Here is a 19,954-nt window from a genome sequence, read left to right as displayed (position 1 = left end):
TACAAATTTTTCTCCTTACAGAAACAACAACCCTCCGCTGAAACAACTATTAGAAAATTATCACGATGTATCGATAAAGTGAATTTTAAAAAAATACAACAGAATTATTACATTTCTTTAATTTCAAAGAGTTATTGTTTTTACAGTTTACGTAAAGGTAAAAGTATAATCAATGCTTCTTCTTCAAAAGAAAATGTTCTTCCCAAAGTTTTAAATAATCGTGGCTTTGCATTTCAAAAAGACGTGACTGTGTTCTTTGAAATTCAAATGTTTCCGTAATCTGCGCATGCCCTTTATACAAATCTCCCACCTCTGCCGCAGCCGACATAAATAACCGTATGTGGCGCTCATAAAGAATATCAATAAGCAAAATAAACCGTTTTGTTTCATTGCGACATGTATCATCCATGACCGGTACATTATCAATAAAAATCGTATGATAATTCTCCCCTAATACCAAATACTCAGCCGCTGCCAAAGGCTTTGCACATAAATCTCCATAATCAAAGCGTGCACATCCTGCACCAACCCGCGGAATAGGAATAAGGCGCCCTTTTATAGAAAGCTCATCAGATATCTCCTTATGTCCTTGCAATACAAGTGCCCATGCTTGATCCATGCATTCATCTGCTTTTTTCCCTAAAGGTGCTACATACACAGGCTGTAGATTTGATTTTTCAAGACGATAATCTGTTTTTGCATCAAGATTAACAACACGAACATATGCTTTCAAAACTTGAATAAAAGGCAAAAAGAGTTCACGATTTAAACCGTTATAATAAAGGTTATCCGGCGCCACATTTGAAGTCGCAATAAAGAAAATTCCTTTATCAAACAAAGCAGAAATAAGCCGCCCCAATACCATAGCATCAGCAATATCTGTTACACTAAACTCATCAAAACAAAGTACCTTTGCTTCTCGTGCAAGATCTTCAGCAACAGCTAAAATAGGATTATCTTGTTTAAACTTTTCACCCCCAGATGCTTGACGATAAAAATTAATACGCTCATGCACATCAGTCATAAAATCATTAAAATGAGCACGCTTTTTATGACCTTTAGGCAAACAAGAAAAGAACAAATCCATCAGCATGGTTTTGCCCCGTCCTACTTCACCAAAAACATACAACCCCTGAAAAGAACCTTTTTCATCCCCTTGTTTTACAACACAAGAGATATTTTGTTTTTTCCTCTTAAATATTCTATTAAAGAAAGAGCAAAATATCCAAGTCCAAGGACGAGAGATGTTTTGTTCCGCAATTTTTTTTAATAAATGGTCAAAATATTCTGTTATAGCTAATTGAGCGGGATCAAAACAAACCTCCCCTTTAGAGACAAGCTCTTTATAACGTGTTGAAACGAGAATCATCCAAATAACCTTTTTCAAACCGTTCTCAATGAAAAATACAAATACTTTTCACGAATCTGCCCGTCTAGCTTAGTTTTTCATAAACGATCAAAAATGATTTAACGACTTAAAACAACGGGATGATCATCAAGTGTACGTCCCTCAAAACGATCAACATTTGAAGAGTAGAGAGCAAGGATAACACGTCCAGAGTTATTATAAAAATATAATCTTTTTCCTTTAACAGCCCACGATCTCACTTGGGAAGCAATTCCTGGACAGTGTAAAGGACCAGCGCGGTACCCTTGTCCAAACTTTGTTTGCGGCGTTGCGATCCGACAAACTTTACCCCCCATAGAAAGATTCCATACACCAGCAACACTTGCAGGAAATAAATCAGTAGCATTACTTGGCAATTCGAGACTAGCCATTCGTCCATCACTCTGAGAATCTCCTTTTTCATACATCGAAGCGTTTGCTGCCTCAGATATCGACGAAGAAGTAGATGACAGATCAGACACTTCCAATGTTGTCATTTGTTGAGATGGATAAAAAACTTCTAATGCGTTACTACCGTCATTACTGTCAAACCGTGTTGTTGAACATCCCCCTAAAAGCATTACAGTTGATAGTGCAACGAAAAACGAAATTTTTGAAAACGACATATCTGTACTCTCTCCCACGACAATAAATAAGTTCACAAAAAAAATTAAGTGAATATTTGTTATAGTTACAAAGATAAATTAACAAATTAAAAAAAACAGGTTAAAATCACTTATTTTTAAACGAAATAATTTATGTACCCAATTTTATCTTTATTAAAGACTAGAAATTTATAAGATTTTCAGTCATATATTTCTTTATAAGTAATCATTAGAAATAGAGAAGTTTCATGAAAACGCCATTTAGCAAAATGGACGGTCTTGGAAATCAAATTATTGTTATTGATATGCGTGAAAGCACTCATGCTCTTACACTACAAGCAATCCTTGCTTTGTCAGCAGATCCCGAAATGCATTTTGATCAAATCATGGCTATCCACACACCAACCCAGAAAAAAGCCGACTTCCGCATAGAAATATGGAATGCCGACGGATCAATGGCTAAAGCTTGTGGCAATGGTACCCGCTGTGTCGTTGCATGGCTTAAAGATCACAATTTTGGTGAAAAATTTCGTTTAGAAACTCCCACTGGAATTATTGAAGGGACATATCAAACCGATAATCTCATTTCTGTTGATATGGGATGCCCAAATTTCAATGCAAAAGAGATGCCTGTTTCACGTGAAATAGTTGATACCAATCACGTAGAAATTACGGCTGGTCCCCTAAAAGATGCTTGTCTCATATCCATTGGCAATCTCCATGCTATCTTTTTTGTTGAAAATGATATTCAACATATTCCATTAGAAAAATATGGGCCAAAACTTGAACATGATCCCCTATTTCCCGAACAGTGCAATATTTCCATTGCTTGCATAACGTCAAAGAAAAGTCTAAATTTACGGACATGGGAGCGAGGAGCAGGATTAACACAAGCATGTGGAAGTGCTGCCTGTGCAAGTGCAGTGGCTGCTTATCGTCGTGGTCTTACACAACGCCATATTGATGTAAACTTACCAAAGGGAACACTTAATATTTTTTACCGAGAAGATGATCACGTTATTATGACAGGACCAATAAAATATCAATTTAGTGGTTTTTTAAGCCCTTTAACAGGGTGCTACAAAAAGGATCACTCCTGATGGCAATAGAAATTGTAACTTTTGGTTGTCGGCTTAATAGCTACGAATCGGAAATCATTCGCAACGAAAGTACTTCTTCAGGGCTAGATCAGCTTAAAGATAGTGCTATTATCTTTAATACCTGTGCTGTCACTACCGAAGCCGTACGACAAGCAAAACAAGCTATCCGCAAAGCACGACGTGAAAATCCTCATGCACGTATCATTGTAACAGGGTGTGCAGCCCAAACAGAAGCACAAAATTTTGCCTCAATGACAGAAGTGGATCTCGTTTTAGGAAACGAAGATAAACTTCACGCCCATTCTTATCGTCAACTTCCTGATTTTGGTATTAACCATTCCGAAAAGGTGCGTGTCAATGATATTATGGAAGTACAAAAAATTGCTCCACATATGGTCAGTGCAATGCAAGAGCGCACCCGCGCTTTTGTACAGGTACAAAATGGATGTGATCATCGCTGTACATTTTGCATTATTCCTTATGGACGAGGACCATCTCGCTCTGTTCCCATGGGTGCTGTCATAGAACAAATTAAAAAGCTGATCGGTGAGGGTATCCAAGAAGTGGTCCTTACAGGTGTTGACCTTACAAGTTATGGCCACGATCTTCCTGGAAAAGCTACTCTAGGAAAATTAACTTCAGCAATTTTGCATCATGTCCCTGACTTAGCGCGATTACGCCTCTCATCTATTGACTCTATTGAAGCAGACGAAGAACTCATTAATCTTTTAGCTTATGAAACAAGGATCATGCCCCATTTGCATTTATCTTTGCAAGCAGGTGATAATATGATTTTAAAACGGATGAAACGGCGACACTTACGCGAACATGCCATTCAATTTTGCCAAGAGTTGCGTGCCAAACGTCCTACAATGGTTTATGGTGCCGACTTAATTGCTGGTTTTCCTACAGAAACAGAAGAGATGTTTCAAAACAGTCTTGTTTTAATCAAAGATTGTAATTTAACCCATCTCCATGTCTTCCCCTTTAGTCCAAGAGAAGGAACACCTGCCGCACGTATGCCACAAATCAACCGTAAAATAGTTAAGATGCGTGCTGAAAAATTACGTAAAGCAGGTGAAGAGGCTTACCAAAAGCATCTTGCTCATTTGCAAAACAGTCTACAAACAGTTCTCATTGAAAAAGATGAAATCGGACGAACAGAAGATTATACTCTTGTACAAGTTAAAGGTGCAAAAGCAGGAACAATTGTTCAAGCCCTTATCGTTGATCATGATGGCGATAAATTGATTGCTGTCCTTCCAAAATTAAACGCTGCTTGAGCAGGAAAATTCTTATGACGAAATCTTTTATTAAAAAAATATTCTCTTTTAACAAATCTCAAGAGCAGGAAATGAAACAACAGATTTCTATTCCTGATAAAAGCGATATAATGGAAGAAAATAAAGACAAAAATGAAAGGACAAAAAATAACCAAATCTCTATATACACAGAAAAAGAAGAGCAAACAAAAAATCGAGAGTTAACACTTACAAAATATGATAAAAAATCTCCATTTCTAGAATCCCATTCTGATAAAATTCCTCTTTCTGGTAAAATTATTGTCACAGACAACATCCGTGAAAAAAAGAATGAAGAAATTTTATCTGAACCTTCTGTTGAACAAAAAAAGATAGCGTGGTTTGGGCGCCTTAAAAAAAGTCTATCTCTTTCTTCACAACGCCTAAGCGGATCAATTGGCGACCTCTTTGTTAAAAGAAAACTTGATGAAGATACATTGCAAGAGCTCGAAGATATCCTTATCCAAGCTGATCTTGGAGTAGAAACGGCGACACGCATCACAAATACTTTAGCTTCCAGTCGTTACGGAAAAGATCTTTCCCCAGACGATATTCATACTATTGTAGCTGATGAGGTCAAAAAAGTTCTGGAACCTGTTGCAATTCCATTAGAGCTTGATCTCAGCTATAAACCTCATGTTATTTTGCTGGTAGGTGTAAATGGAACTGGAAAAACGACAACAATCGGAAAACTTGCAGCAAAATTAACAGCAGGGGGATTAAAAGTTATGCTTGCAGCTGGTGATACTTTCCGAGCCGCAGCTATTGAGCAATTGCATATTTGGGGTAAACGTACTGATTCTCCTGTTATTTCGACAAAATTGGGTGCAGATGCCGCCAGCTTAGCCTTTGATGCTTATGAAAAAGCAAAAAAAGCAAACAGCGATGTATTAATTATTGATACAGCAGGGCGTTTACAAAATAAATCTGAATTGATGGATGAGTTGGCAAAAATTATTCGTGTTTTAAAAAAACACACCCCCCAAGCACCCCATACAATCCTTCAAACGCTTGATGCAACTACCGGACAGAATGCACTCAACCAAGTGGAAATTTTCCGTGATATTGCTGGTGTTAATGGTTTAGTCATGACAAAGCTAGATGGAACCGCACGAGGAGGAATTCTTGTCGCTATAGCAGCAAAATATAAATTACCCGTTTATTTTATCGGTATAGGAGAAAATATTGAAGACCTTCAACCTTTTTCTGCTTCTGACTTTGCCGAAACTATCGCAGGAAAACATACATGAAACAGCCTTTATCTAACTCTAATTCACGCAATAATTCTGAAAAAAATATGAATAACAATAAGACCCCCCCTCTCTCACCAACCATAAAGTTTCTCTTAGAAATGGGTCCGTTGGTTGCCTTCTTTTTTGCCAATTATAAGGGAGAATGGTTAATAAAAAACATTGGATTTTTTCAAAATTTTAGTAAACCTATTTTCCCTGCAACAGCTATTTTTATGATAGCGATTATTATTTCTCTAAGCTTATCATGGATCCTTGCAAGACAAATTCCTATTATGCCTCTTCTTTCAGGAATCTTTGTTCTAGTCTTTGGATTTTTAACTCTTTGGCTTCACAACGATACTTTCATCAAAATGAAACCAACAATTATTAATAGCTTATTTGCGCTCATCCTTTTTGGTGGTATGTGTTTTAAAAAACCACTTTTACGTTATGCTCTTGATTCTACATTAAAACTTGATGATTTAGGCTGGCAAAAACTTACCTATCGTTGGGCATTCTTTTTCGTTTTTCTTGCCCTTTTGAATGAAATTATTTGGCGTAATTTTAGCGACAATTTTTGGACAAGTTTTAAAGTATTTGGCGTCATGCCCCTAACAGTCCTCTTTATGCTTACCCAAATGCCTATCATTATGAAACATTCAAAAGGACTTTTCACAGAAGAGGACAAATCTGATTCTTAAAAAAATTCACCACTATATATTATTCTATAGATTCATCACCAAACACTGTTCAGGAGAAAAACATGTTGATTGAACAGTTTATTTGTCGAAAAGATAACTTTGGTGTACTCATTCATGATGAAAAAAGTGGCTACACAGCTGCAATTGATGCTCCTGAAGGTGAAGCGATTCATGACGCCTTAAAACGCCGTAACTGGACACTTCAGACTATTTTTGTAACTCATCATCATCACGACCATGTAGAAGCATTGGAAGAATTAAAACAAGTATACAACGCTATGGTTATCGGACCAGAAGCAGAAAAAGAAAAGATTCACCATCTTGATCAAACACTTCAACCTGATGAAAAACTTCTCTTTGGTTCTCACCCACTTTTGGCTCTTTCAACACCTGGTCACACTTCGGGCGCATTATCTTATTATTTTCCTGAAGAAGGTTTACTCTTTGCTGGAGATACACTTTTCTCACTCGGTTGTGGACGCCTTTTCGAAGGAACACCTGCTCAAATGCTGAACTCTTTAAAAAAGCTTCGTCAACTTCCCGATAAGACACTTCTTTATTGCGGTCATGAATATACCAAAAACAATGCTCTTTTCGCGTTAACACTTGATCCACATAATCAGAAACTTCGTCAAAGAGTAGAAGAAGTTTTTTTGCTACATGCAAAAAATACTATGACTTTACCAGTAACCTTAGGGCAAGAAAAAGCTACCAATCCCTTTCTCCGCTGGGATGACAGTACACTGCGAAGAAGCCTTGCAATGGAAGAAGAAACAGATGAAAACGTCTTTGCTGAAATTCGAAGAAGAAAGGATAATTTTTAACCATGTTTAAGCTCGTGTTACATTTTTTTTTCCTTTTTCTTTTTGTAATACATACTCAACTAACAATGGCAAAGGAAATAGACAATCAATTTAATTTCCAGCATTTCATTGAAAATTACACCCTAACTGAAGACTTTCTTTTAAAAATGGAACAAATTGGAAAGGAATATGAAAATTTACTGCCAGAGTTAAAAACATCTAATACCCCATATAACAGTAGTATTAAAGAATTTACCGCTTATATTTTTGATCAACCAAAATTAATGAGTATTTTAAAAAACAATAACATCACACCTAAAGATTTTGCTGTTGGTTGCAATATGTTTGAAGGAATATTGATGGCGCTTAGCTGGGGTTTTGAATTTGATGAAAAAAAAACTGTGTTTTTAAGCAATTTGGAATTTGGTAAAAAACATATGTATAGAATATTGGCTGTTGAAAGCAAAATTTGTAACCCAACAAAGAAAAAGGAAACAGCCAATAAATTCAATTTCCCGCATGTCATCGCAAATTACATCTTAACGGAAGATTTGCTTTTTAAAATGGAACAAATTAATAAAGAAGAGTGTGAAAACTCACCACCAGAATCAAAAGTATCCAATACTGAAAAAGCATCTGATATTGAAATTGAACACGATGACAGTATTGAAAGATTAGTAGCTTCTATTTCTAATCAACCAAAATTAATGAATATTTTAAGAAAAAATAATATCACACCTAAAGATTTTGTTATAGGTCGCCTCGCCATTCAAGCAACATTAACAATGCTGTTATTTCCTCTTGAAGTTCTCAAAAAAGATGAGATTTCTTTTGATAAAAAAAATGCTGTAGTTTCAGATAATTTGGAATTTGGTAAAAAATATATGTATAGAATGCTTGTTGCTTTAAGAGGGCGTTGTAAATAGAATTCATGCTACTTTGAACAAATGATTAACTTCGCAAACGGAAAAGTCTTCACTGAAATTTGGAAAAGAAAGGATAAATTTTGATCATGTTTAAATTGGCATTGAGTTTGTTTTTTCTTTTCTCTTTTTTAACATATATTCAAATAACAATGGCAAAGGGAACAAACAATCTATTTGTTCTCTCCCTAGCAGCCATCCAAATATCACTGTAAATTATCCTTTAACAGAATATTTCCTCTTAAAAATAGAATAACTAAAACAAAGAAATTGAGGATTTACCTCCAGAGCCAGAGGTATCCAATACCGGAAATGATAACAGCATTAAAAGACTCATTGCTTCTATTTTTTCTAGATCAAAACTAACAGATCTTTTAAGAAAACATAATCTCTCACCTAAAGATTACATTATTGATCTCATGACTCTTCAAGCAACTTTGCTGCAATAATAGCCTTTGAAGATAAAGAAATCCTCTTCAATGAAAAAATACTATATCTTCAGATGATTTAAATTTCGATCAAAAATATATCGATAGAATTCGTACTATTTTAGACAATTAACTAGTTTTGCAAACGCCGGCAAATATCATCTAATTGTTCTAGTGAAGAGTAGCGTATTTTTAAATCACCACCTTTTTTGCCATGCCGGATAGTCACTTTCATTCCGATAACATCTGCAAGTAATTTTTCTAAAGATTTTGTTTCTGTATCTTTCTCAACAGCAGTTCGTTTTTTGACTTTTGGATTTGCTTGTTCATACGCAAGTATTTCCGTTTGGCGCACAGAAAGCCCTTCGCGAATAATTTTTTCGGCTAAATCCTGTGGATTCTCAACAGTGATAAGACAGCGTGCATGACCAGCGGAAAGTTGTCCATCGGTTAAGAATTGTTGTACTTTTGGTGGAAGTTTTAACAAACGAAGCGTATTAGCAACATGACTGCGACTTTTTCCAATAACTTGCGCTAAATCTGCCTGCGTATATCCATGCTCATTCAGCAAAATTTCATATCCCATTGCTTCTTCGATAGGATTAAGATCGGCACGTTGAACATTTTCAATAATTGCCAATTCCAAAGCCGTTTTATCATCTACATCGCGAACAATAACAGGTAATTTATTTAAATTAGCTCGCTGTGCAGCACGCCAACGCCGTTCGCCAGCAATTAATTCAAAACGATGAGGATGATCACGTGATGGTCTTACAATAACAGGTTGAACAACACCGTGCTGGCGAATTGATTGTGCTAAATTATCAAGTTCTGAATCGGTAAAATGGCGTCGCGGATTATGTGGATTGCACGAAATAGATTCAAGTGGAACAAATCGTTCAGAAACAGGAGAAGCTGTATCGGACTCTGTAAATTTGTCAGTATTTGATGAACGTGTAAGATCGCTGTTTAAACTGATATCCCCAATTAATGCCGCTAATCCACGACCCAGCCTTTTTTTTGATTGATCATCATTCATAATTTTGCTCTTTAAATTTTTAGTTGATTTTTTTAAGCAGCAGCACGCGCTTGTTTTTCACGTTGAATCATTTCTGATGCTAGACGCAAATAAGCTTGGCTCCCAGCACATTTGAGATCATAAAGCAATACAGGTTTTCCAAAAGAGGGCGCTTCTGATACTCTTACATTTCGTGGAATAACAGTACGATAAACCTTATCTCCCATAAAAGAACGTACATCTTCAACAACTTGATTTGAAAGATTATTACGTCCATCATACATTGTTAGAACGATACCTTGGATTTCTAAAGATGGATTAAGTACGGATCGCACTTGTTTTACTGTTTCAAGTAATTGACTTAAACCTTCAAGTGCTAAAAATTCACACTGCATAGGCACTAAAACAGAATCCGCAGCCCCCATAGCATTAAGTGTTAAAAGATTAAGGGAGGGAGGACAATCAATTAAAATATAATTGAATTTTTTTTCCATTTCCGGATCATCATAGAAAGCTTTACGTAAGCGTTGTATGCGATCTTGTGATGAAGAAATTTCCATTTCCACACCTAAAAGATCAAGTGTAGAGGGAACTATATAAAGATTAGGTACTGCTGTTTTTAAAGCCGCTTGTGTAATTGAAACTCCCGAAACTAAAACATCATAAGAAGATAAAGGACGGTTATTACGATCAATCCCTAAACCTGTACTAGCATTACCTTGTGGATCAACATCCATAATAAGGACATTTTCACCAATAGCCGCTAAAGCTGTTGCAAGATTAATTGCTGTGGTTGTTTTTCCGACTCCACCCTTTTGGTTCGCAATAGCGATAATTCGTGTTTCGCTCATTTTGCTCTACCCTCTATATGATCGAATATGAGAAATTTCTAAAATAACAGAATTTTCATCAACTTTACTTTTATGTTTTAACAGATCAAAGTGCCAATTGGCAGAGGCATTTTTTATTTCTGTAGCGTAATCCCGACCTTTTTGCAAAAGAGCGATTGTTTTTTCTGTTAATAAAGGAAAAATAAGTTGTAAAAGACTATTGAGCGGCGCTAATCCCCGTGCCGTTATAATATCAGATACGGGAATTTTTTGATATACATCTTCAATTCTAGCGTGATAAACCGTTGCTGGAAGATTAAGTTGAGCAATAACTGTTCGCAAAAAAGAAACTTTTTTCCCATTACTTTCAACAAGATTAATATGTCCTACTTTTTTTTCTTTCAAAAAGATAGCAATCACAATTGCAGGAAAACCTCCTCCTGATCCTAAATCACACCAATGTAAAGAATGAGCATACAAAGGAAAAATTTGTGCTGAATCTAGAATATGCCGTGTCCATAGATCTGGTATCGTTGTAGCAGATATCAAATTAATATGCGCATTCCATTGAAGTATTAAAGACTCAAACTGAATTAAATTTTCCATCGTTTCACGTGAAACAGAAGGAACAATATTTAATAATTGTTGATATTTTTTTTCTGTAGAAAAATCCATTAAGCTGTTTTAGCCTTTTCACGTCGTTGACGTTGAATATATGTAATAATAAGCGATAACGCGGCGGGTGTCATGCCATCAATTTTTTGTGCATCAGCAATTGAACGCGGCGACACTTCTTGAATTTTTGATTTAAGTTCATTTGAAAGACCTGAAATTGCCTGAATATCAAGAGAAGAAGGAATTTCTAAACGCTCATCTCTTTGAAGAGAGGCAATATCTTGTGCTTGTTTATCTAAATAAACCGCATATTGTGCTTCAATTTCTAAAGATTCTGCTGTTTTAGAATCAATCATTTGTAATTGTGGCCAAAAATCTGAAAGACGCTCTAAAGTCATATGAGGATAAGCAAGAAAATCATAAGCGGAACGCCGAATTCCATCATGATTAACGTGTAATCCATGAGCAGAAGCTTCATTGGGTGTTAAAAAAAGATTTTGACATATTGATCGTGCTTGATCAAGGCGTTCTTGTTTTTTCTGATAACATTCCCAACGTATTTCACTCACAATACCACATTTTTGTGCCAAAGGTGTTAAACGCGTATCAGCATTATCAGATCGTAAAGATAAACGAAATTCAGCACGTGATGTAAACATCCTATAAGGTTCACAAACACCACGTGAAACCAAATCATCAACCATAACACCAATATAAGCGGTAGAACGACTTATAAGTATTTCATCTAATTTACCTACTTTACGTGCCGCATTTAATCCAGCTAAAAGTCCTTGTGCTGCTGCTTCCTCATATCCTGTTGTACCATTAATTTGGCCTGCTAAGAACAAACCCGGTAAAGAACATAATTCTAAGCTTCTCGTTAATTGTTGTGGATTAACAAAATCATATTCAATAGCATAACCAGGTTGCAAAACTATAGCATTTTCCAACCCTTCAATGGTTTTCAATAGAGAAATTTGTACATCTTCAGGAAGAGAAGTAGAAAGACCATTTGGATAAACAGTATCATCATTTAATCCTTCTGGTTCTAGAAAGATCTGATGTCCATCACGTTCTCCAAATTTCACAATTTTATCTTCAACAGAAGGACAATAACGTGGTCCTAACCCTTCAATATTTCCAGAATATAAAGCAGAACGATAAATATTCTCGCGAATAATTTGATGTGTTCTCTCATTTGTACGTGTTATTGCACATTCAATTTGTGGTTGTTCAATTTTCTCTGTTAAAAGAGAAAAGGGAATGGGATTTTCATCTGCTTGTTGTTTTGGAAGATGATCCCAAGCAATTGTTTTTTTACTCAAACGAGCAGGGGTTCCTGTTTTTAATCGACCAAGTTTTATATGATAATTTTTTAAACGTTTAGCAAGTTGCACACTTGACTGATCTCCCATACGTCCAGCAGCCCATGTTTTATCACCAATATGAATAAAGCCATTTAAAAATGTTCCTGTTGTTAAAACAACAGCACCAGATAAAATTGTTCCTTGTTTTTTTAAAATAACACCTGATACACAATTATCTTTAACAACCAGATCAATAACTTCATCCTCAATAAGAGTAAGATTTTCTTGTTCTTTTAATAATTTTTGAATTGCTTTTTTATAAAGTTGTCGATCCGCCTGTGTCCGTGGTCCTCTTACTGCCGGTCCTTTACGTCTATTAAGTAGTCTAAACTGAATTCCAGCAGCATCTGCTGCTCTTCCCATGAGACCATCTAACGCATCTATTTCACGAACTAGATGCCCTTTTCCAAGTCCACCAATAGCAGGATTACACGACATTGTTCCCAGTGCTGATATTTTATGTGTAACAAGCGCTGTTTTGGCTCCTACACGCGCTGAAGCTGAAGCCGCTTCACAGCCAGCATGACCACCACCAACAATAACAACATCATATGATTGCATTTTATTCATTCCGTAGAAAATATTCTAAGGTTTCACGTGAAACAGAATATAAATTACATAATCTTTATAATCTGTCTATGAAATAATCAATGTTTCACGTGAATCATTATTTACCAACACAAAACTCTGAAAAAATAATATCAAGCAAATCTTCAACATCAATATCTCCTGTAATTTTTCCAAGAAAATCACTTGCACAACGGAGATGTTCTGCACGTAAACTGAGATCAAGAGAATGATAATTAAGAGAATATTCAATCTCTTTAACAGCCTCCTTTAATAATTGAAGTTGTCTTTTACGCGCCGGAACAATATTTCCAATTTCAGAAGCACGATGATGACAAAATGATTCAAGTTCTTTGATAAAATAATCAAAATTTAAACCAGTTAATGCGGAAAATTGTATAGACCAATGCTGATCATTTTTTTCATAAAGATCAAGCTTATTGCCAACACACCATATTTCAGCCGATGTTTCTGGTAAATCAACTTGCTCAGGATTTCCTATATCATAAACCAAAATAACTAAATCAGCTTCCCTAACATGCTGTTTAGCAACTTCTATTCCCATTTGTTCTATTTTATTTTCTGTTTTTCTAAAACCAGCAGTATCCGTTAAAAAAATAGGTAAACCACCAAGAATAATTCTCATTTCTAAAGCATCACGGGTTGTTCCTGCTTCTTCCGTTACAATAGCAACAGATCTTCCTGAAAGACGATTCATAATGCTTGATTTTCCAGAATTTGGAGCACCAGCAATAACAATTTTTAATCCATCACGTAAAATACTAGCACGCTCTCCTTCAGTAATATATTCACGAATAGAAGTACAAAGATCCTCAACATCTTTCCAAACTTTATCAGATATTGCGTTAGGAATATCTGCTTCATCAACAAAATCAAGTTCTGCCTCAATAAAAGCACGCGCCTTCATAAGCTTATGACGCCAATCACGATAAAGTGTCGTTAAATGTCCACTTGTACCCATAACAGCTAAACGCCGTTGGCTTTCCGTTTCTGCTTCTATTAAATCAGCAAGACCTTCTGCTTGAACAAGATCTAATTTTCCTTCCATAAAAGCACGACGTGAAAATTCACCTGCTTCTGCAATACGGCATCCAGAAAATGTCGACAATTCATCGAGAAAACGACTAACAACGGCTTTTCCTCCATGTAAATGGAATTCTGCACAATCTTCCCCCGTAAAACTATGAGGAGCGGGAAAAAAAACAGTTAAACCAGAATCTAAAAAGCTCCCATCACGAGCAGTAAGATTTCCATAATGCATAAAACGTGCTTTAGGTAAACGACCACAAAGCGTTTTAACTATATCCACAACATGAGGACCAGAAAGCCGAATGACTGCAACCCCTGAAGGTAACAATCCACTCGAAACAGCAAAGATTGTATCCACAGGTTTTATCCTAATAAAAACTTTAATGACTCTACGTATTCATTGAATCAAAAAATTCACTATTGTTTTTGGTTTGCTTTAATTTATCAATCAAAAATTCAATTGCATCTGTTACATTCATAGATGCTAAAATACGACGAAGAACAAAAATTTTGTGCAAATCTTGTCGTTCTACCAGAAGTTCTTCCTTACGCGTTCCTGACTTTAAAATATCCATAGCAGGGAAAATACGCTTATCAGCAACTTTTCGATCAAGAACAATTTCAGAATTACCTGTTCCTTTAAATTCTTCAAAAATAACCTCATCCATACGACTTCCTGTATCAATCAAAGCCGTTGCAATAATGGTTAAAGATCCACCTTCTTCAATATTACGTGCTGCACCAAAAAAACGTTTTGGACGCTGGAGAGCATTTGCATCCACACCACCTGTTAAAACTTTACCCGAAGAAGGAACAACTGTATTATATGCACGCCCAAGACGTGTAATAGAATCAAGAAGAATAACAACATCGCGTCCATATTCAACGAGGCGTTTGGCTTTTTCAATGACCATTTCTGCTACTTGTACGTGACGTATTGCAGGTTCATCAAAAGTAGAAGAAACCACTTCTCCTTTTACTGAACGCTGCATATCTGTAACTTCTTCTGGTCGTTCATCAATTAAAAGAACAATGAGATAACATTCAGGATGATTAGTGGTAATGGAATGAGCAATATTTTGAAGTAAAACTGTTTTTCCTGTCCGAGGAGGAGCAACAATTAACCCTCTTTGTCCTTTTCCCAATGGAGATATCAAATCAATCACGCGTGATGACATATCTTTCTCTGTAGGATCTTGTATTTCCATTTGGAAACGCTCATTTGAATAAAGAGGAGTAAGATTATCAAAGTGAATTTTATAACGAATCTTTTCAGGTTTTTCAAAATTAATTGTATTAATTTTAAGGAGAGCAAAATAACGTTCTCCCTCTTTTGGACTGCGTATAGGGCCTTCAATGGTATCGCCTGTTTTTAAAGAAAATGACTGTATTTGTGCTGGTGAAAGATAAATATCATCAGGACCAGGAAGATAATTAGCGTCAGCAGATCTCAAAAAACCAAAACCGTCTTGTAAAACTTCAACAACACCCTCTCCTATAATTTCTACATCTTGTAGAGCAAGTTTTTTCAAGATAGCAAACATTAATTCTTGTTTGCGCATAAGAGAGGCATTTTCAACTTCTAATGTTTCAGCAAAAGAAACAAGTTCAACGGGATTTTTGCTTTTAAGTTCTTGTAGTTTCATTTTTTGCATGAAATATGCTCTTTGTAATTAAGGAGAAGATTATCTTAAATAATTTACGGAAATTTATGAATGAAATATTCTTAAGAAGAGAAATATTTTACACTCAATTTTTTTAATCTGCAAGTACCATTTATATGAAATTTATCCCTATAATATTAAGTAATTATATGAAAAACTTGAAAAAATATAAAACACAAATAGTATTAAATTTAATTTATAACAAAAATATGAGTTAGAGTTATAGCATTAATTAAATGCTATTCAAAAGTATTTTTTACAGAAATTTATATTAATAAATTTATATTAAAGAAGGGATTATTCTTATTTATAACTGTGTTTAGTGTGGATTATTATTTATCCTCAATTTTATCCACAAAAGGAACTAAAAAAAAGAATAAAAATAACACTATCTTAAAGATATTATCCCCTCTTTTTTATAAGAGGTATAAAATTATCACGAGCATTTAATTTGTGCATAAAAACGAAGAATTTTTCCTAAATTTTAGTTTTATAAGAAACGGTAAAGGTATATACACATATCTTAACAAGGAGTTAAAATTTCTGTGACAAAAGAAAAAAAATTCTTTCATTTACACATGCTTTCTGATGCAACGGGAGAAACATTAATCTCTGTGGGAAGAGCTGTAGCATCGCAGTATACAATGAGTCAGGCAACAGAGCATATCTATCCTATGATTCGTAATAAAATACAGTTACAAAAAGCTCTTGATGAAATACAACAAGAGCCAGGTATTGTTCTTTACACAATGATCGATGAAGAATTTAAACTTCTCCTTCAAAAAAGGTGTAAAAAAGTAAAAGTTCCTTGTATTGATATATTGCATCCTGTTTTAAATGCTTTTCAGTCTTACCTTGGAATGCCAACACATTTACGTGCAAGCGCACAACATGATCTTAATGCAGATTATTTTCGCCGTATTGAGGCACTGGATTTTACAATAGAGCATGATGATGGACAGTCTTCCAATAGCTTATCCGAAGCAGATGTGATCCTTGTGGGAATTTCAAGAACCTCTAAAACGCCAACAAGTATCTATTTAGCAAATCGCGGAATAAAAACGGCTAATGTTCCTCTTATTCCTAATATTGATTTGCCAGAATCCCTTTTAGAGGCAAAAAATTCTTTAATTATTGGTTTAATTGCTTCAGCTGAAAGAATCTCACATATTCGCCAAAATCGAGATTTGGGAGAAGGTTTTGCTCTTGATAGTTATACAAATCGTATCAACATAGCTGAAGAATTAATCTATGCAAAACGCATTTGCGAACGTTTTGGTTGGCCTATTATTGATGTCACAAGACGCTCTATTGAAGAAACTGCTGCTGCAATATTTGAACTTTTATCACGATTTCGTGAAGGAAAATGAGAGAAAATTCTCATGAACGCAGATACGTTAATATTAGCATCTCTTAGTTTTTATCGTGCAAAATTATTAAAAAAAGCAGGTTTAAATTTTTTCATTGAAGGAGCTTCTTTTGATGAAAGAGAAGTAGAAAAAAAAGCAAAAGAAAAAACACCTAAAGAACTCAGCTGTTTTCTTGCGGGTGCAAAAGCAAAAAATGTTTCAGATCGTTTTCCTGATGCTTTCGTTATTGGTTGTGATCAAGTGCTTGATTTGGAAGGTAAAGTTTTTCACAAAGCAACAAATATTAAGGAAGCACATCAACGTTTATGTGAGTTATCAGGAAAAACCCATTCTCTTCATAGTGCGGTAGCTTTATTTAAAAATGGTCAAAAAATTTGGGTTGAAGCTTTTAGTGCACATATGTCCGTCCGTTTGCTCTCGTCAGAATTTATTGAACATTATTTAGCACGCGTAGGAAAAGATGTTCTAAACAGCGTGGGAGTATATCAAATTGAAGGGGAAGGGATTCATCTCTTTGAAAAAATTGAAGGAGATTTTTTTACTATTGTTGGTTTACCTTTGCTGCCTCTACTCATAAAACTGCGTCATTTAGGAATTATTGATGGTTGACTTAGTAATAAAAAAAATAAATTATCCGCGTGCTTTTGTTGTTGGTTCTCCAATTCATCATTCAAAATCGCCTAAAATTCACAATTTTTGGATTAAACAATATGGTTTACAAGGAGAATATTTTGCACAAGAAGTAACATCTGAAGAATTCAGTCATTTTATTGCGTCTTTACAAAAAATAGGCTTTTGTGGGGGAAATGTTACTTTGCCTTATAAACAGGAAGCTTTTCGTTTAGCAGATTATAAAGATGAGAGAGCAATAATGATTGGTGCTGTTAATACACTTTGGTATGAAGGAAATAAGCTTTGTGCCACGAATAGCGATGCCTATGGTTTTAGCGCTAATCTTGATGATTTTGCATCTGATTGGGGAGGGGAAACAGCTCTTGTTTTTGGAGCAGGTGGTGCCGCACGCGCTATCATATATGCCTTAAAAAAACGCGGATTTGAACAGATTTATTTGGTTAACCGTACAAAACAACGCGCCGATAATTTAGCTCAGCATTTTGGAAAAACCATTAAAGTTTACGATTGGCATAAAATCCATGAAATACTCCATCAAGCTGATTTGATTGTTAATACAACCTCTATTGGCATAAAAAATCCAGAAGAAAAAAGTGATTCTTTTTTTTGCGATTTTCATAAAGCAAAAAAAACGGCGTTAGTAACAGATATTATTTATACACCATTGATAACTCCTTTTTTACAACAGGCAAAAGCTTGTGATCTCAAGACGGTTGATGGGCTTGGGATGCTTCTACATCAGGCTGTTATAGGGTTTGAACAGTGGTTTGGAATAAGACCACAGGTAACAAAAGCGTTACGGACAGCCATTTTAGAGGATATGAGTGAAAAAAGAGAATGAAGATCATAGGATTAACAGGATCAATTGCTATGGGAAAATCAACAGTTGCTGATTTTTTCAAGCAGGCGGGTATTTCTGTTTTTAGTGCTGATGAAGCAGTACAACAGCTTTATAAAAGTGAGCCAGCTTTGTCATTCATAGAGCGTATTTTTCCAGGTGTTGTTGAAAACGGTGAAGTTAACCGTTTGAAACTTTCTGAAATTTTGATTGATGATAAGGAAAAATTACAAACATTAGAAAAAATAATTCATCCTTTGGTGCAAGAAAAAGAAAGGGAATTTATTAATATAGCGCGTGAACAGGGGAAAAAATTAGTTATTCTTGATATTCCACTTCTATTTGAAAAAAATGGTGAAAGTCGTGTGGATAGCGTTATTGTTGTTTCTGCCCCACCAGAAATACAAAAAGAACGTGTAATGATTCGCAAAGGTATGAATGAGAAAAAATTTGCCTTTATCAATGCTCAACAAATGCCGGATGAAAAAAAACGAGAACGTGCTGATTTTATTATTTATACAGGGAAAGATTTAGAGAATACACGTCAACAGGTTTTTGATGTGATAAAAAAACTAAAGAATTGAAGTCATGCGGGAAATTATTTTTGATACAGAAACAACAGGTTTAGATAAAGAAAAAGATCGCGTAATCGAAATTGGTTGTGTAGAAATGGTTGATCGTTATCTTACGGGGCGCCAATTTCATGTTTATTTAAACCCTGAAGGCGTTATTATTCCTGATGAAGTTGTAGCAATTCACGGATTAACCAATGAACGCCTAAAAAACGAGAAAAGTTTTAGTGATATTGTTGATGAATTTTTGGAATTTATTAAAGGCGCGACAATGATTGCGCATAATGCGAGTTTTGATATTGGTTTTATTAATGCAGAATTAAAACGCGTCAACAAACCGCTCATCAGTGTTGATAATATTCTTGATACACTGGCTATGGCACGGCGTAAATTCCCTATGGGGCCTAATTCTCTTGATATTTTATGCAAACGTTTTGGAATTGATAACAACCATCGTGTTCTTCATGGTGCTTTGCTTGATGCAGAGATCCTAGCCGATGTTTATATTGAACTGATCGGTGGAAAACAAGGTGTATTGGGTTTTGGTAATAGAAGGGGTGTTGATGAACATATCCAGAATGATAAAGATACATCTTATGCAGTTAAAATTCGCCCACAGGCTTTACCTTCAAGATTGAGTACGCAAGAAAAAAGGTTTCATGCCGATTTTATCAACACGATGGGTGAAAAAGCTCTGTGGAATAACTTCAAAATTCATGAATAACATCATCTTTTCTCTAAAAAAGTCACCATTTAAATTAAAGAATATGGATGTCAAAAAAAACGGTCGTTGTGGGGAGGGGAACACCACAACGACCCTGTCGCTACATCGTACCTCAGCTATCATAGGAGGAGCAAAATGAAAGCTATTAATCCTGTAACAGCAAAGAAAAGCTCTAGGTACTTAATATAAAGTGCAACGACTTCATGTCTTATGAAAAGAAAAAATG

19 protein-coding genes are annotated in these 19,954 nt (G+C 35.3%); 11 read left to right on the top strand and 8 right to left on the bottom strand.

What is annotated here, in order from left to right; all coding sequences use genetic code 11:
* Nucleotides 1-169 precede the first annotated feature (169 nt).
* On the bottom strand, nt 170-1,369 hold the full coding sequence (zapE, locus tag ACFIKY_RS02285; protein WP_375646928.1) for a cell division protein ZapE: 1,200 nt from the start codon (nt 1,367-1,369) through the stop codon (nt 170-172).
* Nucleotides 1,370-1,467: 98 nt separating this feature from the next.
* Entirely contained in the window at nt 1,468-2,013 is a 546-nt protein-coding gene (locus ACFIKY_RS02280; protein WP_015857108.1) for an AprI/Inh family metalloprotease inhibitor, read from the bottom strand.
* Between the two features lie 227 nt (nt 2,014-2,240).
* On the opposite strand from ACFIKY_RS02280, the gene dapF reads away from it, so the two are divergent.
* The 6 genes from dapF to ACFIKY_RS02250 all read left to right on the top strand — a co-directional run bounded on the left by dapF (nt 2,241) and on the right by ACFIKY_RS02250 (nt 8,055).
* Nucleotides 2,241-3,092 (top strand): diaminopimelate epimerase, encoded by an 852-nt coding sequence (gene dapF / locus ACFIKY_RS02275; protein ID WP_375655546.1) that lies wholly within the window; start codon nt 2,241-2,243, stop codon nt 3,090-3,092.
* On the top strand, nt 3,092-4,375 hold the full coding sequence (gene mtaB, locus ACFIKY_RS02270; RefSeq protein ID WP_375661333.1) for a tRNA (N(6)-L-threonylcarbamoyladenosine(37)-C(2))-methylthiotransferase MtaB: 1,284 nt from the start codon (nt 3,092-3,094) through the stop codon (nt 4,373-4,375). Before dapF ends, mtaB begins: the two co-directional genes overlap by 1 nt.
* 14 nt (nt 4,376-4,389) lie before the next feature.
* On the top strand, nt 4,390-5,643 hold the full coding sequence (gene ftsY, locus ACFIKY_RS02265) for a signal recognition particle-docking protein FtsY (RefSeq protein WP_375635350.1): 1,254 nt from the start codon (nt 4,390-4,392) through the stop codon (nt 5,641-5,643).
* Nucleotides 5,640-6,326, top strand: a complete 687-nt coding sequence (locus ACFIKY_RS02260; protein ID WP_375635351.1) for a septation protein A — start codon at nt 5,640-5,642, stop codon at nt 6,324-6,326. The genes ftsY and ACFIKY_RS02260 overlap by 4 nt, the downstream gene beginning before the upstream one ends.
* Nucleotides 6,327-6,388: 62 nt before the next feature.
* The gene (gene gloB / locus ACFIKY_RS02255) at nt 6,389-7,150 is read left to right on the top strand and encodes a hydroxyacylglutathione hydrolase (protein WP_375644346.1); all 762 of its coding nucleotides are present in this window, start codon (nt 6,389-6,391) and stop codon (nt 7,148-7,150) included.
* 65 nt (nt 7,151-7,215) lie between these two features.
* Complete coding sequence (locus ACFIKY_RS02250; protein ID WP_375644347.1) at nt 7,216-8,055, top strand: hypothetical protein; 840 nt, start codon at nt 7,216-7,218, stop codon at nt 8,053-8,055.
* Between the two features lie 558 nt (nt 8,056-8,613).
* Here the strand turns inward: ACFIKY_RS02250 and ACFIKY_RS02245 are convergent.
* The 6 genes from ACFIKY_RS02245 to rho form a co-directional block, all read right to left on the bottom strand.
* The gene (locus ACFIKY_RS02245) at nt 8,614-9,519 is read right to left on the bottom strand and encodes a ParB/RepB/Spo0J family partition protein (protein ID WP_375635354.1); all 906 of its coding nucleotides are present in this window, start codon (nt 9,517-9,519) and stop codon (nt 8,614-8,616) included.
* A gap of 32 nt (nt 9,520-9,551) precedes the next feature.
* On the bottom strand, nt 9,552-10,349 hold the full coding sequence (locus ACFIKY_RS02240) for a ParA family protein (RefSeq protein ID WP_375644349.1): 798 nt from the start codon (nt 10,347-10,349) through the stop codon (nt 9,552-9,554).
* A gap of 6 nt (nt 10,350-10,355) precedes the next feature.
* The gene (gene rsmG / locus ACFIKY_RS02235) at nt 10,356-11,003 is read right to left on the bottom strand and encodes a 16S rRNA (guanine(527)-N(7))-methyltransferase RsmG (RefSeq protein WP_375635355.1); all 648 of its coding nucleotides are present in this window, start codon (nt 11,001-11,003) and stop codon (nt 10,356-10,358) included.
* Complete coding sequence (mnmG, locus tag ACFIKY_RS02230; RefSeq protein ID WP_375661332.1) at nt 11,003-12,871, bottom strand: tRNA uridine-5-carboxymethylaminomethyl(34) synthesis enzyme MnmG; 1,869 nt, start codon at nt 12,869-12,871, stop codon at nt 11,003-11,005. The genes rsmG and mnmG overlap by 1 nt, the downstream gene beginning before the upstream one ends.
* Before the next feature lie 106 nt (nt 12,872-12,977).
* Nucleotides 12,978-14,285 (bottom strand): tRNA uridine-5-carboxymethylaminomethyl(34) synthesis GTPase MnmE, encoded by a 1,308-nt coding sequence (mnmE, locus tag ACFIKY_RS02225; RefSeq protein ID WP_273787546.1) that lies wholly within the window; start codon nt 14,283-14,285, stop codon nt 12,978-12,980.
* Between the two features lie 31 nt (nt 14,286-14,316).
* Nucleotides 14,317-15,582 (bottom strand): transcription termination factor Rho, encoded by a 1,266-nt coding sequence (rho, locus tag ACFIKY_RS02220; RefSeq protein WP_015857121.1) that lies wholly within the window; start codon nt 15,580-15,582, stop codon nt 14,317-14,319.
* 554 nt (nt 15,583-16,136) lie between these two features.
* On the opposite strand from rho, the gene ACFIKY_RS02215 reads away from it, so the two are divergent.
* Genes ACFIKY_RS02215 through dnaQ form a run of 5 tightly spaced genes read left to right on the top strand, consistent with a single transcriptional unit; the run spans nt 16,137 to nt 19,728 of the window.
* Nucleotides 16,137-16,961 carry a pyruvate, water dikinase regulatory protein gene (locus ACFIKY_RS02215; protein WP_375635358.1) on the top strand — a complete coding sequence of 275 codons (825 nt, stop codon included), beginning with the start codon at nt 16,137-16,139 and terminating at the stop codon, nt 16,959-16,961.
* 12 nt (nt 16,962-16,973) lie between these two features.
* A complete protein-coding gene (locus tag ACFIKY_RS02210) occupies nt 16,974-17,570 on the top strand; it encodes a Maf family nucleotide pyrophosphatase (protein ID WP_273787544.1) in 597 nt (198 codons plus the stop codon).
* Nucleotides 17,563-18,435, top strand: a complete 873-nt coding sequence (locus tag ACFIKY_RS02205; protein WP_375635359.1) for a shikimate dehydrogenase — start codon at nt 17,563-17,565, stop codon at nt 18,433-18,435. Before ACFIKY_RS02210 ends, ACFIKY_RS02205 begins: the two co-directional genes overlap by 8 nt.
* Nucleotides 18,432-19,016: a dephospho-CoA kinase gene (gene coaE / locus ACFIKY_RS02200; protein ID WP_012754436.1), complete on the top strand. Its 585-nt coding sequence runs from the start codon at nt 18,432-18,434 to the stop codon at nt 19,014-19,016. Before ACFIKY_RS02205 ends, coaE begins: the two co-directional genes overlap by 4 nt.
* Before the next feature lie 4 nt (nt 19,017-19,020).
* Nucleotides 19,021-19,728: a DNA polymerase III subunit epsilon gene (gene dnaQ / locus ACFIKY_RS02195; RefSeq protein ID WP_375661331.1), complete on the top strand. Its 708-nt coding sequence runs from the start codon at nt 19,021-19,023 to the stop codon at nt 19,726-19,728.
* Nucleotides 19,729-19,954 lie beyond the last annotated feature (226 nt).

Origin of the sequence: Bartonella sp. CR127HXZ, assembly GCF_042194555.1 — a bacterium.
GTDB lineage: Bacteria > Pseudomonadota > Alphaproteobacteria > Rhizobiales > Rhizobiaceae > Bartonella > Bartonella grahamii.
Note: the sequence above shows the minus strand (reverse complement) of the source record. Positions and strands in the feature narration are given on the sequence as shown.

What these genes read in the sequence shown, in the direction of transcription:
- ACFIKY_RS02260 (WP_375635351.1), top strand. Translation starts at nt 5,640, where the DNA reads ATGAAACAGCCTTTATCTAACTCTAATTCACGCAATAATTCTGAAAAA.
- ACFIKY_RS02210 (WP_273787544.1), top strand. Translation starts at nt 16,974, where the DNA reads ATGAACGCAGATACGTTAATATTAGCATCTCTTAGTTTTTATCGTGCA.
- ACFIKY_RS02205 (WP_375635359.1), top strand. Translation starts at nt 17,563, where the DNA reads ATGGTTGACTTAGTAATAAAAAAAATAAATTATCCGCGTGCTTTTGTT.
- dapF (WP_375655546.1), top strand. Translation starts at nt 2,241, where the DNA reads ATGAAAACGCCATTTAGCAAAATGGACGGTCTTGGAAATCAAATTATT.
- ACFIKY_RS02240 (WP_375644349.1), bottom strand. Translation starts at nt 10,349, where the DNA reads ATGAGCGAAACACGAATTATCGCTATTGCGAACCAAAAGGGTGGAGTC.
- rho (WP_015857121.1), bottom strand. Translation starts at nt 15,582, where the DNA reads ATGCAAAAAATGAAACTACAAGAACTTAAAAGCAAAAATCCCGTTGAA.
- ACFIKY_RS02280 (WP_015857108.1), bottom strand. Translation starts at nt 2,013, where the DNA reads ATGTCGTTTTCAAAAATTTCGTTTTTCGTTGCACTATCAACTGTAATG.
- dnaQ (WP_375661331.1), top strand. Translation starts at nt 19,021, where the DNA reads ATGCGGGAAATTATTTTTGATACAGAAACAACAGGTTTAGATAAAGAA.
- zapE (WP_375646928.1), bottom strand. Translation starts at nt 1,369, where the DNA reads ATGATTCTCGTTTCAACACGTTATAAAGAGCTTGTCTCTAAAGGGGAG.
- rsmG (WP_375635355.1), bottom strand. Translation starts at nt 11,003, where the DNA reads ATGGATTTTTCTACAGAAAAAAAATATCAACAATTATTAAATATTGTT.
- coaE (WP_012754436.1), top strand. Translation starts at nt 18,432, where the DNA reads ATGAAGATCATAGGATTAACAGGATCAATTGCTATGGGAAAATCAACA.
- mtaB (WP_375661333.1), top strand. Translation starts at nt 3,092, where the DNA reads ATGGCAATAGAAATTGTAACTTTTGGTTGTCGGCTTAATAGCTACGAA.
- ACFIKY_RS02250 (WP_375644347.1), top strand. Translation starts at nt 7,216, where the DNA reads ATGGCAAAGGAAATAGACAATCAATTTAATTTCCAGCATTTCATTGAA.
- mnmG (WP_375661332.1), bottom strand. Translation starts at nt 12,871, where the DNA reads ATGCAATCATATGATGTTGTTATTGTTGGTGGTGGTCATGCTGGCTGT.
- ftsY (WP_375635350.1), top strand. Translation starts at nt 4,390, where the DNA reads ATGACGAAATCTTTTATTAAAAAAATATTCTCTTTTAACAAATCTCAA.
- ACFIKY_RS02245 (WP_375635354.1), bottom strand. Translation starts at nt 9,519, where the DNA reads ATGAATGATGATCAATCAAAAAAAAGGCTGGGTCGTGGATTAGCGGCA.
- gloB (WP_375644346.1), top strand. Translation starts at nt 6,389, where the DNA reads ATGTTGATTGAACAGTTTATTTGTCGAAAAGATAACTTTGGTGTACTC.